Raw genomic sequence first — 13097 nt, forward strand, 5'->3', positions numbered from 1 at the left:
CTCCGCTCGTCAGCAGACACGTCACTGAATCCGGGGTTCGGGTTCGTCGTCCTCCTCGTCGGGGAGCTTCACGTCGCTCACCGCGATGTTGACCTCGACGACCTCCAGGCCGGTCATCCGCTCGACCGCCGCGATGACGTTCTCGCGCACGTCCCGGGCGACGTCGGTGATGGAGACGCCGTAGTCGACGACGATCTCCAGATCGAGCGCGGTCTGCACCTCCCCGACCTCGGCCTTGACGCCCCGGGACACCGACTTGGTGCCGCCGGGCACCCGGTCCCGGACGGCGCCGAAGGTGCGGCTGATGCCGCTGCCCATGGCGTGGACGCCGAAGACGTCCCGGGCGGCGAGACCGGCGATCTTCTCGACGACGCCGTCAGCGATGGTGGTGCGCCCGCGCGCGGAGGCGTCGCCGCCGCCGCGCCGGGTGACCCTGCGGGGTGGTTCCAGGCCGCCGTCGAGGCTCTTGGTCCGGCTCTGGGCGCGGTTCTGTTCCGGGGTGTCGGTCATGGCCGTACGTCCCTTCGGTCGTCGTCCTGGGACCACCGTATGCGCGGTTGCCTGGCGGCGCGCCGGGGATGCGGCAGGGTGGGGGAATGACGGCGGACCGGTGGACACGTGCGGTGCGGGAACAGGTGGGGCTCGGCAGGCTGCTGCCGCTGGGCGGAGCGCGGGACGGCGCGTGGATCACGGAGGCGGCGGCCGGGGCGGTGCTGCGCCGGGCGGCCGGTGCGGTGGCGGGCGTGCGGCTCGGGCGGCTGCGGATCGGGCTCGTCGATCCGGCGGACGTCGTCGAGCCCGTCGTTGCCCCGCCGCCGAGTGCGCTGTCGCCGGGTCCGTTGCGGCTGACGGCGGACTTCACGGCGACGGCGGCCGAGCCCCTGCCGACGGCGGCGGACCGGCTCCGGGCGGTGCTGGCGGACGCGGCCGGTGCCCGGTTGGGGCTGGCGGTGGTGGAGGTCGACCTGCGGGCGACGGCGCTGCTCGACGAGGAGCCGCCGCCCGCCTCCGACCAGCCACCGGCGGCGCCTCGGATGCTCCGGTCGGCTGACGCGGAGGAGAAGCGGGCGGCGCGGGTCGCGGCGGCGGTGCCGGGGGTGGCGGAGCCGGAGCCCGGGGTGCGGCTCGCGGAACGATCGCTTCCGGCGGCGTCGGGGGGCCCTGCGGACGGGTTGCCGCGCCGCCACGCGCGCGTGGAGATCGCCGTGGCCGCCGGTCACCGGGCCGTGGAGGTGGCCCGGGAGGTCCGGCGGGCGGTGTCCGAGGCGCTGCCCGACCACCCGACCGTGGCTGTCCTGGTGACGACGGTCGGGTGAAGGCTGCTCGGTGACTGCCCTCCAGTGAACGGGCGGTCAGTCACCCCAGGCGGTGAACGGGCGGTCAGTCGCCGAGGCCTGCCAGGTCGCGGAGTCGGCGGGCCTGGGCGGCGCGTTCCGCGGTGCGTTGGGCGTCGTAGGTGCGGTCGGCGGCGCCCTGGAGGAGGGCCTTGGTCTCGATGAGCGCGTCCCTCGGGGCGGCCAGCAGGGCGGCGGCCAGATCCTGGACGGCGGCGTCGAGCTGGTCGGCGGGAACGGCGAGGTTGGCGAGGCCCGTCGACACGGCTTCCTCGGCGAGCACGAAGCGGCCCGTCGCGCAGATCTCCAGCGCACGGGCGTAACCGACCAGGTTCACCAGCGGGTAGGTGCCCGTCAGGTCGGGAACCAGGCCGAGGCTGGTCTCGCGCATGGCGAACTGCACGTCGTCGGCGACCACCCGCAGATCACAGGCGAGGGCGAGTTGGAAGCCCGCGCCGACGGCATGACCGTGCACGGCGGCGATGGAGACGAGGTCGCTCCGGCGCCACCAGGTGAAGCCCTCCTGGAAGGCGGCGATGCTCGCGTCGAGTTCCGGGTCGCTGCTGTTCGCGAGGTCGAGAAGGCTCGGTTCGCCCTCGATGCCCTCCGGCGCGAACATCTGCCGGTCGAGACCGGCCGAGAAGGACCGGCCGTCGCCGCGCAGCACGACGACCCGGACCGACCCCGGCAGCAGCCGCCCGGCCTCGGCGAGCGCCCGCCACATCGCGGGGCTCTGTGCGTTGCGTTTGGCCGGGACGGCCAGCGTCACCGTGGCGATCGCGTCGTCGACGGTGAGCCGTACGCCGTCCTTGTCGAGTACCGGACCGGGGTCCTGGGCGGGCGATGCCATGGAATGCCTCCGATGGGTGCGGTCAGCAGTGCTCACAGAGCTAAGTGACTGCACAGTAACCACCCGGTCGATCAGTGCACCGACCGGGTGGCCACCATCGAAGCCGATGGGCCGCCCGGGGAGTCAGGACGAGGCGGCCTTCTTGCCCCGCGTCGCCCCGCCGCGTCCCCGCAGCGTGACGCCCGACTCGCTGAGCATCCGGTGCACGAACCCATACGAGCGGCCGGTTTCTTCGGCCAGCGCTCGAATGCTCGCACCGGAGTCGTACTTCTTCTTCAGGTCTGCCGCGAGCTTGTCGCGCGCGGCGCCGGTCACCCGGCTGCCCTTCTTCAGAGTCTCGGCCACCCGTGCCTCCTCATGCGGAAGTGCGCTCTGGTCTTCTCATGATCACCCCTCGACGGCTTCATGGCCACCCATTCGGCAAGGTCCATGGGACAGGCTTTTGACGACAGGAGCGCGTCCCCACATACGGAATCTCATATTCCGGAGGACTTTGTTCGCACCACCGAACGACTTCTTCCAAGAAGTGCCAGGTCAGCGACGTGCGACGGCCGGGCCCCTCTCGGTAAGGGACCCGGCCGGAAAATCGCCGCAGGACACACCTCGGTACGAGGAGATCTCACACAGATGGTGGATCACCCATAGGCCGAATGATCCATACGCAGTGGATCAGTCGATCCATCCGCTGTGGATCAGTCCTTCGGGGTGCGTTTCGTCAGGCGAGGGAGACGAGGTCGGCGTAGTCGGCGCCCCACAGGTCCTCGACGCCGTCCGGCAGCAGGATGATCCGCTCCGGCTGGAGCGCCTCGACGGCGCCCTCGTCGTGGGTGACGAGGACGACCGCGCCCTTGTAGGTGCGCAGCGCGCCGAGGATCTCCTCGCGGCTGGCGGGGTCGAGGTTGTTGGTCGGTTCGTCGAGGAGCAGGACGTTGGCCGAGGAGACGACGAGGGTGGCGAGCGCGAGCCGGGTCTTCTCGCCGCCGGACAGGACGGAGGCCGGCTTGTCGACGTCGTCGCCGGAGAACAGGAACGAGCCGAGCGTCTTGCGGACCTCGACCAGATCGAGGTCGGGTGCGGCCGAGCGCATGTTCTCCAGGACGGTGCGGTCGGGGTCGAGGGTCTCGTGCTCCTGCGCGTAGTAGCCGAGCTTGAGTCCGTGGCCCTCGATGACCTCGCCGGTGTCGGGCTTCTCGGCGCCGCCGAGCAGGCGCAGCAGGGTCGTCTTGCCGGCGCCGTTCAGGCCGAGGATGACGACGCGCGAGCCCTTGTCGATGGCCAGGTCGACGTCGGTGAAGATCTCCAGGGAGCCGTACGACTTCGACAGGCCCTCGGCCATGAGCGGGGTCTTGCCGCAGGGCGAGGGCTCCGGGAAGCGCAGCTTGGCGACCTTGTCGGAGACCCGCACCGCGTCCAGCCCGGCGAGCAGCCGGTCGGCGCGCTTGGCCATGTTCTGCGCGGCGACCGTCTTGGTGGCCTTGGCGCGCATCTTGTCGGCCTGCGAGTGCAGGGCGGCGGCCTTCTTCTCGGCGTTCTGCCGCTCGCGCTTGCGGCGCTTCTCGTCGGCCTCGCGCTGCTGCTGGTAGAGGCGCCAGCCCATGTTGTAGATGTCGATCTGGGCGCGGTTGGCGTCCAGGTAGAAGACCTTGTTGACGACCGTCTCGACCAGTTCGACGTCGTGGGAGATCACGATGAAGCCGCCGCGATAGGTCTTCAGGTAGTCGCGCAGCCAGATGATCGAGTCGGCGTCGAGGTGGTTGGTGGGCTCGTCGAGCAGCAGGGTGTCCGCGTCGGAGAACAGGATGCGGGCCAGCTCGATACGGCGGCGCTGACCGCCGGAGAGGGTGTGCAGGGGCTGGCCGAGCACCCGGTCGGGCAGGTTGAGCGCGGCGGCGATGGTGGCGGCCTCGGCCTCGGCGGAGTAACCGCCCTTGGTGAGGAACTCCGTCTCCTGGCGCTCGTACTGCCGCATCGCCTTGTCGCGGGTGGCGCCCGAGCCGTTGGCGATGCGCTGTTCGTTCTCGCGCATCTTGCGGATCAGGACGTCGAGGCCGCGCGCGGAGAGGATGCGGTCGCGGGCGAGGACGTCGAGGTCGCCGGTGCGCGGGTCCTGCGGCAGGTAGCCGACCTCGCCGGAGCGGGTGACGGCACCGCCGGCGGGCTGGCCCTCACCGGCCAGGACCTTGGTGAGGGTGGTCTTGCCGGCGCCGTTGCGGCCGACCAGGCCGATGCGGTCGCCCTTGGTGATGCGGAAGGACGCGGACTCGATGAGCACACGGGCACCGGCACGCAGCTCGATACCGGAGGCGGAGATCACGGACAGACTCCAGGGCGGAAAGTGACTGACGGATGGGCGGCTGAGGACGGTCCCGCCGTCTAATGCGCGAGGAGAAAGGCCATGGGACAAGTCTAACGGGGCCTCGCAAGGGCTTTTCCTGCCTCCCGCACTCCGGCCCGGCCGACGGGGCGGTCGTTGCCGAGCGGGGTGCGGTGCGGGGCGATGCGTCCGAGGTCGTCCAGGGCGACGACCTGCGCGGTCCAGGCGTCGTCCGCGCAGGGCTGGGCGAGCAGCAGGGCTCCGGAGTGACGCATCCCACGTGGGGGGGCGAAGGCGCACCCCTCGGTGGCGGGCAGCGTCCAGCGCAGGTCGCCGTCGCTGAGGCGGTAGGCGAGGACGAGGTCCGGGGTGACGACGGCGAGGATGCCGTGGCCGAGCGGGCGCAGGACGCCGGTGCCGCCCTGGGCGGGCAGCCAGTGGCCGCCGGCGGGGAGGGTGCGGTGCCAGCGGACGGCGGGGGCGTGCGGCCAGGGGGCGACGGCGGTGACGGTTCCGTCGTCCCAGAGGGCGAGGGCGGCCTCGCGCGCGTGCAGGGCGTCGAGCGGCCGGCGCCCCGCACGCGCGTACCGCCAGCGCAGGCCGCCGGTGACCCGGTCGTACGCCTCGACGGCGGCGCCGCGGGCGATCACCTCACCGTCGGCCACGCGCGTGTGCCCGACGGTGAGGTGATCGCCGTAGGGGGCGGGCCGCAGGTGATGGGCGGCGAGGAGAACGCCCACGGCGAGCAGCAGCGCGAGGACCCGGACACGCCGGGGAACGGACGGCGGGCTGCCCTCGGGCCGGTTCCGTACGCGCCGCACCCCGACGGCCCCGGCCTGCGGTACGCCCACCGCACCCCCTCGGAAGTTCCCCGACACCCACCGATCCGATCCGGCGCACAGTAGCCAGGCGCGCGGTCCGCATCCCGACCACACGACCGGAACACGACGCCAGGAACGGGGCCTGTCCCCCGTTCGGCGGGGGGCGGGAGAGATCGGTGCCCGCGGGCGGGTGGGGTGTCGGCGCCAGCGGGATGCCGTTCTCGGCGGGATGCCGTTCTCGGCGGGGTGGCGGGCAGGGGCGTGGCATCGGGTGGGCGGGGCGAAAGGCGTCGGTGCCCTCGGGTCGCGGGGGCCGAGGGCATCGTTGGCCGTGGTGGGGGGGGGTCAGTTGCCGCCGGTGTGGACCTGGAAGGCGGCTCGGCGGACTGCCTTGGCGAGGGCCGGGTCGGGGTGGGCGGCGGCGAGGGCGACCAGGACCTGCACGGTGCGGGGGTGCCCGACGGCGCGCACCTCGGTGAGCAGGGCGGGGACGGTCGGTTGGATGGCGGATTCCAGGTGGCGGACGAGCATCGGGGCCTCGCCGTGGTCGGCCACGGCGGCGGCGGTGTCGACCCAGAGCCAGGTGGCCTCCTCCCGGGTGAGCACCTCGTGGGCGTCCTCGGGGTCGATGCCGTCGTGCTCGGCGAGCCAGAGCAGGGCGTAGGGCCGCAGGGCGGGTTCGTCGGCCACGGAGCGGACGTCGGGTTCGGCGGGGGCGCCGACGACGCGCAGCGCCTCGAAGGCCAGGCCGCGCAGCAGGGCGTCCTCGCCCCGGGCGGCGGCGAGCAGTTCGGTGACGGCGCCGCCGACGGTGCGGGCGGCGAGCCAGGCGCGGTACTCGGCGCGGGCCGCGTTCGGGCGGAGCTGGGCGCAGCCGCGGAGCATGTCCTCGGCGCCCTGTTCGATGTTCCCGGCGGGGCTCTGCGCGGCGACGCAGATCTGCTCCAGTTTGACCCAGACCGCCCAGTTGCCCAGCGGGGTGAGGGTGGCGTGGCCGTCGCCGCAGGTGAGGGCGCCGACGGAGGCGAGGGCGTGCAGCGCCCAGTCGAGCAGGGGGGCGAGCGGGGTGTCGTCGGGCACCGGCTGCGGGGCGGGCTCGGGCTGCGGGCCGTAGGGGATCTCGCAGCGCTCGGTGCGCAGTTCGTGGACGCGCTGCTCCAGCAGGTCCAGGAGCTGGGCGACGGGCACGGGCCCGGCGGAGAGCTGGAGGAAGGAGAGCACCTGCGGCATCGCCGAGACGACCTCGGAGACGGCGGCCGGCTCGGGCTGGGCGGGTTCCGGACAGGCGAGCGACCAGGCGTCGAAGAGCGCCACCCAGCCACGGAGAACGGCGCTGTCGTCGCGGTTCCAGGCGCGCAGCCGCCAGCCGGGGCGGGCGCGGTCGCCGTGCACCTCGACGAGTCCGGCCAGCCGGGCGGTGTCCCAGTCGGCGCGGACCTGAGCGCTGGTCAGGCCGAGTTCGTCGGCCGCGCGTTCGGCGGTCGGCTCGGCGAGGGTGGCCTTGCCGTCGGCGGTGGCACCGGAGCCGCCGGGGCCGAGGGCGGTGTCCGCCCAGCGGGCGACGCGGGCCGCGCCGGCGAGTTGGGAGCGAGCCAATCTGGCCAGTTCCGCGGGGGCCGGCGTGCCCTCGGGAGGGCGGGGCGCGGGGCGGCGGGTGCGCCGCTGGTTCACAGCTCTGGGGGCGGCGGCCAGGGGTCGGGGGCGGACGAGTCGAAGCCTGGAGTCGCGCGGGATACGGGACGTCACGGGTGCAGTCTTCCGGTTGACGGTCCGAAAACCCAAACGGAAGGTCACCGCGGGCGACGGACAGGGCCAACGCACCAGGCCCGGCGGGCGGCCCCGCACCGGGATCGGGCCGGTTGTACAGCGTTGAAACGGAATGCCGGGAGGCCGTTCGCGCCGGGCCCGTGCGGCCGTTCCGCGACGGTCACATCAGGGGCGTCAGGAAACGGCGCAGTGCCTCTTCGTACGCCGTCGGGTCGGCGTTCCACATCGCCGCGTGCGGGGCGTCCGGCACCGGCAGGAGGGTGACCAGATCCGGCCGGTCGGCGGCGAGGCGGCGGGAGTGCGCCCAGGGGGCCAGGGTGTCGCCGGGGCCGTGCAGGATCAGTGTCGGGACGGCGAGCCCGCCGGGTTCGGCGGCCTGGGCGGTGCGCTCGCCGCGCAGGCCGGTGCGGCCCTGGGCGGCCCGGACCGCGAGGGGCAGCAGGGCGCCGGGGGTGTGCCGGGCGGTGGCGAGGGCGCGCAGGGTGGCCGACCAGTCGAGCACCGGGGAGTCCAGGACGAGGCCGGAGATCCGCTCCCGCAGCGCGGAGTGGGTGGCGGCGAGGAGCGCCATGGTGGCGCCGGTGGACCAGCCGAGCAGCACGACGCGGCGGGCGCCGTGCTGGACGGCGTGCCGGATCGCGGCGTCCAGGTCGCGCCACTCGGTCTCGCCGAGGTGGTGCAGCCCGTCCGGCGAACGGGGTGCGCCGGTGTCGCCCCGGTACGCCGGCGTGAGCACCGGGAACCTCATACGGTGCAGCAACTCCATGACGTTCAGGGCGTGTTCGCGGTCCGCGCCGAGGCCGTGCACGGCGATCACCCAGGTGTCCCGGGGGCCCGGCACGAACCAGGCGGGCAGCGGGCCGAGTTCGCCGGGGAAGGCGACGGTGGTGTGGTCGAGGCCGAGGGCGGTGGTGGGGTCGCCGGTGTGCAGGTTGGGGACGAGCCACATGCGGTCGCCGGTCCGCACGGTGCCGCGTGTGACGCGGTCCAGTCGGCGGACGACGGTGTCCGCGGGGTGCGGCGCGGTGTCGAGGACGGGGCCCACGACGGCGTGGGTGTCGGCGCCGGCCAGGCCGTAGGTGCCGGGGCGCTGCGCGGCGAGGGCGCGGGTGAGGGTGATCCAGTCGTCGCCGGTGGCGTGCACGGTGAGGCGGGGTTCGGTGGGGAGGCGGCCGTCGCCCGGTGTCTTGAGGGCGGCGTCGCTGGCGTAGCGGCCTGCGGCGACGCTGGCTGCTGCTGCGGCGAGGGTGGCGGTGAGGGCTGTGGCTGCGGCCTTGACTGTGCGCACGGGGTCAGTCTCCCGGCGAACCCCGTCCCCGGCCAGCGGGGGGAGGGTGCCGGGGGGTGGGGGGAACGTGAGCGTTCGGGTGCGGCGCCGGGGGGCGGGGCGGTTATCGGTGCGTGCGGCGCCGTGGGGGCTGGGCGCGCAGTTCCCCGCGCCCCTGGGGTGGGCTCCGTGAGCCGGGGGTTTCAGGAGGGCTGCGTGGCCTGGTCGCAGGGCCCGGGGGGCTGAGGGATTCGGTCCGTGTGGCGCCATCGGGGCTGGGCGCGCAGTTCCCCGCGCCCCTGGGGTGGGCTCCGTGAGCCGGGATTTCCAGGGAGCCTGCGTGGCCTGGTCGCAGGGCCCGGGGGGCTGAGGGATTCGGTGCGTGCGGCGCCGTGGGGGCTGGGCGCGCAGTTCCCCGCGCCCCTGGGTGGGTGGGGGTGGGGCGGGGTTTGTAGGGCGCCCGGTGTCCTGATGGCCAGGGGCGGGGTTTGCAGGGCGCTCGGTGTTCTGGTGCCTAGGGGTGGGGTTCGTAGGTAGCCCGGGTGTGCTGATGCCTGGGGCGGGGGTTTCAGGAGGGCTGCGTGGCCTGATGGCGGGGTTGTTGGGGTTAGGGGTGTTGGCCGTAGGCGTTGAGGTGGGTTGCTGATTCTTCGAGTTGGGCCGGGGTGAGGAGGGACGGGGTCAGGGAGGGGATGGCGGAGGCTGTCAGCCAGAGGTGGGACATCCACTCCAGTTGGGCCGTGCGGTCGAAGGCCTGGTCGAGGTGGGCACCGTAGGCGACGGTGCCGTGGTTCTGGAGGAGGCAGGCGCTGCGGCCTTCCAGGGCCCGGAGCATGTTGTCGGCCAGTTCGTCCGTGCCGTAGGTCGCGTAGGGGGCGACCCGTACGGGGCCTCCCAGGGCCGCGGTCATGTAGTGGACCGGCGGCAACTCTGTGACCAGCGTGGAGACGGCGGTGGCGTGCACGGCGTGGGTGTGGACGACCGCGCGGGCGTCGGTGGTGCGGTACACGGCGAGGTGCATGGGCAGTTCGCTGGTCGGGACCAGCCTGCCGAGGACCTGGCGGCCGTCGAGGTCGACGCCGGTCACGTCGTGCGGCGTGAGCCGGTCGTAGGGCACCCCCGACGGAGTGACCAGCACGGTGTCGCCGACCCGGACGGAGACGTTGCCCGAGGTGCCGACGACCAGGCCGTCGGTGACGGTGCGGCGGGCGGTGGCCACCAGGGCGTCCCAGCCCCGCGCCTCGTCGTCCCGTACGGGTCTGACGTCGTCGTCCCGTACGGGCCCGGGTTCCTCCCGTGCAGGCCGGGCTTCGTCCCGTAGGGGAGACCCGGAGGCCCCTGGGGCACGTAGGTCGCCTTGAGGACTCCCGGGGTCCCCTACGGGGCTCCCGTACGTCTCCGGTACGTTCTCCCGCTCGCCCCGTCGGTCCTGCCGGTCCTGCCGGTCCCGTCGCCGCTCAGCCATGCGGCCGATCCTGCCAGCCGGGGGCCGCCTCCGGGACGGGTCCGGGGGATTTCAGGGGGCGCATCCGGGCCACTTTCAGGGGTGCATCGGGGCCGTACGGGGGGCTACTCCCGGGCTGGTCCAGGGGCGCGTCGGGGCCCGCAGCAGAGCTACTCCCGGGGCCGCTCCAGACTCACGGCGAGACCCGCACCAGGGTTGCTCCCGGGGCCGCTCCAGGACTGCTCCAGAGCTACCCCGTGCTACTTCACGGCCGCCTCCGGGCCGCCCCCAGGCCGCTCCAGAGCCACCCCAGTGGCTACTCCACGGCCGCCCACGAGCCGCCCCCCGGCCGCCCCAGCGCCGCTCCCCCCGGCGGTCCCCGCGTGCAGCGCCGCCCCTGCCGCGCTGGCGGTCCGTGAGGCGGCTTGGCGCGCCACGCCGGTTTGTTGGGGGCGATACAGATGATCATTTGGTGATCTTCCAGTAGCGTCCCGGGTGATTTGTCGTCCACGTCAGTATTACGGGGGATAAATGACCTACAGCCGTGCCCGGATGGGTGTCGGGGGTCTGGTGGCGCTTGCCGTCGTGGCCGTCGGTCCTGGTCAGCAGGGGGCCGCCGCGTCGGCCTCGGGGGTGGTGAAGCTGCCTCGGGGGCATGACGTGTCATCGCATCAGAAGACCGTGAACTGGTCGAAGGCGCGGGCCAGGGGGGCGCGGTTCGTCTACGTCAAGGCGACCGAGTCCACGACCTACCGCAACCCCTACTTCACCGCCCAGTACGGGGGCGCGGGCGGCGTCGGCATCCTGCGCGGGGCGTACCACTTCGCGCGGCCGAACACGTCGTCCGGTGCCCGGCAGGCCGCCTACTTCGTCCGCAACGGCGGGGCCTGGAAGGCCGACGGGCGCACGCTGCCGCCCGCGCTCGACATCGAATACAACCCGTACGACGCGAAGCACCGCTGCTACGGGGTCGGCAAGAAGCGCATGGTGCGCTGGATCAAAGCGTTCAGCGCCGAGGTCGACCGGCTCACCGGGCGCCCGCCGGTGATCTACACGACCGTCAACTGGTGGAAGACCTGCACCGGCAACAGCCGGGCGCTCACCGCCAACCCGCTGTGGATCGCCCAGCCCGGCTCCAAGGCGGGCCCGCTGCCGGGTGGTTGGCCGTACTGGACCTTCTGGCAGCACGCCACCAAGGGGGCCCTGCCGGGCGACCAGAACCTCTTCAACGGGAGCGCCGCGCAGCTGACGAAGTTCGCGCGCGGCGGGTAGCCGAGGGGCGAGTGGGGTGCCGGAAGCGGACGGCGTCATACCCGTAGGACACGGTCACCCTGCGGCCCGTCTCAGTTCATCTTCCGTTCATCCACATTGCCTACGTTCATCGCGCCAATGACTTCGAACGATTGCCTGGGTAAATGGAAAACTTCTCGCTGATCCTCGCGATTGTGGTCGTCACCGCACTCGCGTTCGATTTCACGAACGGTTTTCACGACACCGCCAACGCGATGGCCACCACCATCTCGACCGGTGCCCTCAAGCCCAAGGTCGCGGTGGCCATGTCGGCCGCGCTCAACCTTGTCGGCGCCTTCCTCTCCGTGGAGGTCGCCAACACGATCTCCAAGGGTCTCGTCGACGAGACCGGCATCCGTCCCGAGGTCATCTTCGCCGCCCTGGTCGGCGCGATCCTCTGGAACCTGCTGACCTGGCTCGTCGGGCTCCCGTCCTCCTCGTCGCACGCCCTGATGGGCGGTCTGATCGGCGCCACCATCGCCTCGGCCGGCACCGGCGCGGTCCACGGCGACGTGCTCGTCACCAAGGTGCTGATCCCGGCGCTCGCCGCCCCGGTCGTCGCGGGGGTCGCCGCGTTCCTGGCGACCCGGCTCTCCTACACCCTGGGCAAGAAGGCCGACGGCAAGGCCGCCACGAAGGGCTACCGGACCGGCCAGATCGCTTCCGCCGGCCTGGTCTCGCTGGCCCACGGCACCAACGACGCGCAGAAGACGATGGGCATCATCACCCTCGCCCTGATCGCCGGCGGCGCCATCTCCCCCGCCTCGGACCCGCCCATCTGGGTCATCCTCTCCGCCGGTCTCGCCATCGCGGCCGGCACCTACCTCGGCGGCTGGCGCATCATCCGCACCATGGGCACCGGCCTCACCGACCTCCAGCCGCAGCAGGGCTTCGCCGCCCAGACCAGCGCGGCCACCGTCATCCTGGCCTCCTCCCACCTCGGCTTCTCCCTCTCCACCACGCACGCCGTCTCCGGCTCCGTGATGGGCGCGGGCCTGGGCCGCAAGGGCGGGGTGGTCCGCTGGTCGACGGCGACCCGGATGTTCGTCGCCTGGGGCCTGACGCTCCCGGCCGCCGCCCTGGTGGGCGCGCTCGCCGAGTACGTCACCGGCCTGGGCGACTGGGGCACCGCGCTGGTCGCCGTCTTCCTCATCGCCTCCAGCGCGGCGATCTGGAAGGTCTCCCGGCGCGAGGTCGTCGACCACCACAACGTCGTCGACGAGAGCGCCGCCGCCGAACCGGCCGGTGTGGTCACCCAGGCGATCGCCGCCGTCAGCCCGCCGCCCGCGGGCACCGTCGGTGACGATCTGACGGCCACCATCCCGGGCCCGCCGCCCACCGCAACCACCGCCGAACCGGCTCCGCCGGCCGCCGTCTGATCCGCTGAACCCCCGCTGATCCCCGCGAAGGAAGCAACATGAAGATCGACTGGGCGGCCCTCGGCTCCGTCTTCGGCGTCAGCCTCGTGGTCACCGTGGCCATGGTGGCCCTGTTCACCCTCGGCATCATGGGCCTCTCGCGCCGCGAGCGCGCCACCGCCGAGGGCGGGGCGGCGCCGCTGGCCGCCACCGGCGCCTACGTCTGCTTCGCCGCGTGCGCGGCCGGTGTGGCGTACGGGATCTCCCTGATCGTGGCCTGAATGGCCTGAACCGATCGCGATCCGACGCGATCGCGACCTCCGCGACACCGGTTGGGGTGCGGGACGGAACACCGTCCCGCACCCCACCGTCATGTCGCCCCCGCGAGCCGCCGTGTGTGGGCCTCAGCACACTCCTTCGCCGCAGGTCAACAGCAAGTTGACTGCCGTTGTGGAGCGTGGTGGACTGCCGGGGCCAGCTACGGCGGCACGAGAGGAAGCCGGTGCGAATCCGGCGCGGTCCCGCCACTGTCACCGGGGTAGTAACCCCCGGGAGCCAGGAACTCTCACCGCCGGTCTCGTCGAACCAGGGCGTGGACACCCTGAGTGAGGACACATTCGCCATGCGCGGCATCCGAACGAACCCGAGCGCC

12 protein-coding genes and 1 riboswitch are annotated in these 13097 nt (G+C 73.1%); of the genes, 4 read left to right on the plus strand and 8 right to left on the minus strand.

Translation table 11 applies throughout. The features are described 5' to 3' along the window. Positions 1 to 21 precede the first annotated feature (21 nt). On the minus strand, positions 22 to 510 hold the full coding sequence (locus tag ACIQOU_RS31655; protein WP_401542324.1) for an Asp23/Gls24 family envelope stress response protein: 489 nt from the start codon (positions 508 to 510) through the stop codon (positions 22 to 24). Between the two features lie 86 nt (positions 511 to 596). Between ACIQOU_RS31655 and ACIQOU_RS31660 the strand changes: the two genes are divergently transcribed. After that, on the plus strand, positions 597 to 1316 hold the full coding sequence (locus ACIQOU_RS31660; RefSeq protein ID WP_401542326.1) for a nucleopolyhedrovirus P10 family protein: 720 nt from the start codon (positions 597 to 599) through the stop codon (positions 1314 to 1316). A 64-nt stretch (positions 1317 to 1380) separates the two neighbouring features. Here the strand turns inward: ACIQOU_RS31660 and ACIQOU_RS31665 are convergent, their stop codons facing one another. The 7 genes from ACIQOU_RS31665 to ACIQOU_RS31695 form a co-directional block, all read right to left on the minus strand. After that, positions 1381 to 2184, minus strand: a complete 804-nt coding sequence (locus ACIQOU_RS31665) for an enoyl-CoA hydratase/isomerase family protein (RefSeq protein ID WP_401542329.1) — start codon at positions 2182 to 2184, stop codon at positions 1381 to 1383. Between the two features lie 123 nt (positions 2185 to 2307). Then, positions 2308 to 2529 (minus strand): helix-turn-helix domain-containing protein, encoded by a 222-nt coding sequence (locus tag ACIQOU_RS31670; RefSeq protein ID WP_004002281.1) that lies wholly within the window; start codon positions 2527 to 2529, stop codon positions 2308 to 2310. 370 nt (positions 2530 to 2899) lie between these two features. Further along, positions 2900 to 4498, minus strand: a complete 1599-nt coding sequence (locus ACIQOU_RS31675) for an ABC-F family ATP-binding cassette domain-containing protein (protein ID WP_401542332.1) — start codon at positions 4496 to 4498, stop codon at positions 2900 to 2902. A 92-nt stretch (positions 4499 to 4590) separates the two neighbouring features. Then, entirely contained in the window at positions 4591 to 5349 is a 759-nt protein-coding gene (locus tag ACIQOU_RS31680; RefSeq protein WP_401542335.1) for a hypothetical protein, read from the minus strand. Between the two features lie 315 nt (positions 5350 to 5664). Continuing rightward, positions 5665 to 7065 (minus strand): hypothetical protein, encoded by a 1401-nt coding sequence (locus tag ACIQOU_RS31685; RefSeq protein ID WP_401542338.1) that lies wholly within the window; start codon positions 7063 to 7065, stop codon positions 5665 to 5667. Between the two features lie 181 nt (positions 7066 to 7246). Further along, positions 7247 to 8374 (minus strand): alpha/beta hydrolase, encoded by a 1128-nt coding sequence (locus tag ACIQOU_RS31690; protein ID WP_401542340.1) that lies wholly within the window; start codon positions 8372 to 8374, stop codon positions 7247 to 7249. 586 nt (positions 8375 to 8960) lie between these two features. Further along, positions 8961 to 9818 (minus strand): class II aldolase/adducin family protein, encoded by an 858-nt coding sequence (locus tag ACIQOU_RS31695; protein ID WP_401542343.1) that lies wholly within the window; start codon positions 9816 to 9818, stop codon positions 8961 to 8963. A 510-nt stretch (positions 9819 to 10328) separates the two neighbouring features. On the opposite strand from ACIQOU_RS31695, the gene ACIQOU_RS31700 reads away from it, so the two are divergent. The 3 genes from ACIQOU_RS31700 to ACIQOU_RS31710 all read left to right on the plus strand — a co-directional run bounded on the left by ACIQOU_RS31700 (position 10329) and on the right by ACIQOU_RS31710 (position 12726). Then, on the plus strand, positions 10329 to 11069 hold the full coding sequence (locus tag ACIQOU_RS31700; protein ID WP_401542346.1) for a lysozyme: 741 nt from the start codon (positions 10329 to 10331) through the stop codon (positions 11067 to 11069). A 143-nt stretch (positions 11070 to 11212) separates the two neighbouring features. Beyond that, positions 11213 to 12466, plus strand: a complete 1254-nt coding sequence (locus ACIQOU_RS31705) for an anion permease (protein WP_401542349.1) — start codon at positions 11213 to 11215, stop codon at positions 12464 to 12466. Positions 12467 to 12504: 38 nt separating this feature from the next. Next, complete coding sequence (locus ACIQOU_RS31710) at positions 12505 to 12726, plus strand: hypothetical protein (protein ID WP_401542351.1); 222 nt, start codon at positions 12505 to 12507, stop codon at positions 12724 to 12726. Between the two features lie 162 nt (positions 12727 to 12888). After that, positions 12889 to 13031: riboswitch (cobalamin riboswitch) on the plus strand. Positions 13032 to 13097 lie beyond the last annotated feature (66 nt).

Source organism: Streptomyces sp. NPDC091279 (genome assembly GCF_044757465.1).
In the GTDB taxonomy this organism is placed as follows: domain Bacteria; phylum Actinomycetota; class Actinomycetes; order Streptomycetales; family Streptomycetaceae; genus Streptomyces.

What these genes read in the sequence shown, in the direction of transcription:
- ACIQOU_RS31695 (WP_401542343.1), bottom strand. Translation starts at nt 9,818, where the DNA reads ATGGCTGAGCGGCGACGGGACCGGCAGGACCGGCAGGACCGACGGGGC.
- ACIQOU_RS31700 (WP_401542346.1), top strand. Translation starts at nt 10,329, where the DNA reads ATGACCTACAGCCGTGCCCGGATGGGTGTCGGGGGTCTGGTGGCGCTT.
- ACIQOU_RS31710 (WP_401542351.1), top strand. Translation starts at nt 12,505, where the DNA reads ATGAAGATCGACTGGGCGGCCCTCGGCTCCGTCTTCGGCGTCAGCCTC.
- ACIQOU_RS31705 (WP_401542349.1), top strand. Translation starts at nt 11,213, where the DNA reads ATGGAAAACTTCTCGCTGATCCTCGCGATTGTGGTCGTCACCGCACTC.
- ACIQOU_RS31655 (WP_401542324.1), bottom strand. Translation starts at nt 510, where the DNA reads ATGACCGACACCCCGGAACAGAACCGCGCCCAGAGCCGGACCAAGAGC.
- ACIQOU_RS31665 (WP_401542329.1), bottom strand. Translation starts at nt 2,184, where the DNA reads ATGGCATCGCCCGCCCAGGACCCCGGTCCGGTACTCGACAAGGACGGC.
- ACIQOU_RS31660 (WP_401542326.1), top strand. Translation starts at nt 597, where the DNA reads ATGACGGCGGACCGGTGGACACGTGCGGTGCGGGAACAGGTGGGGCTC.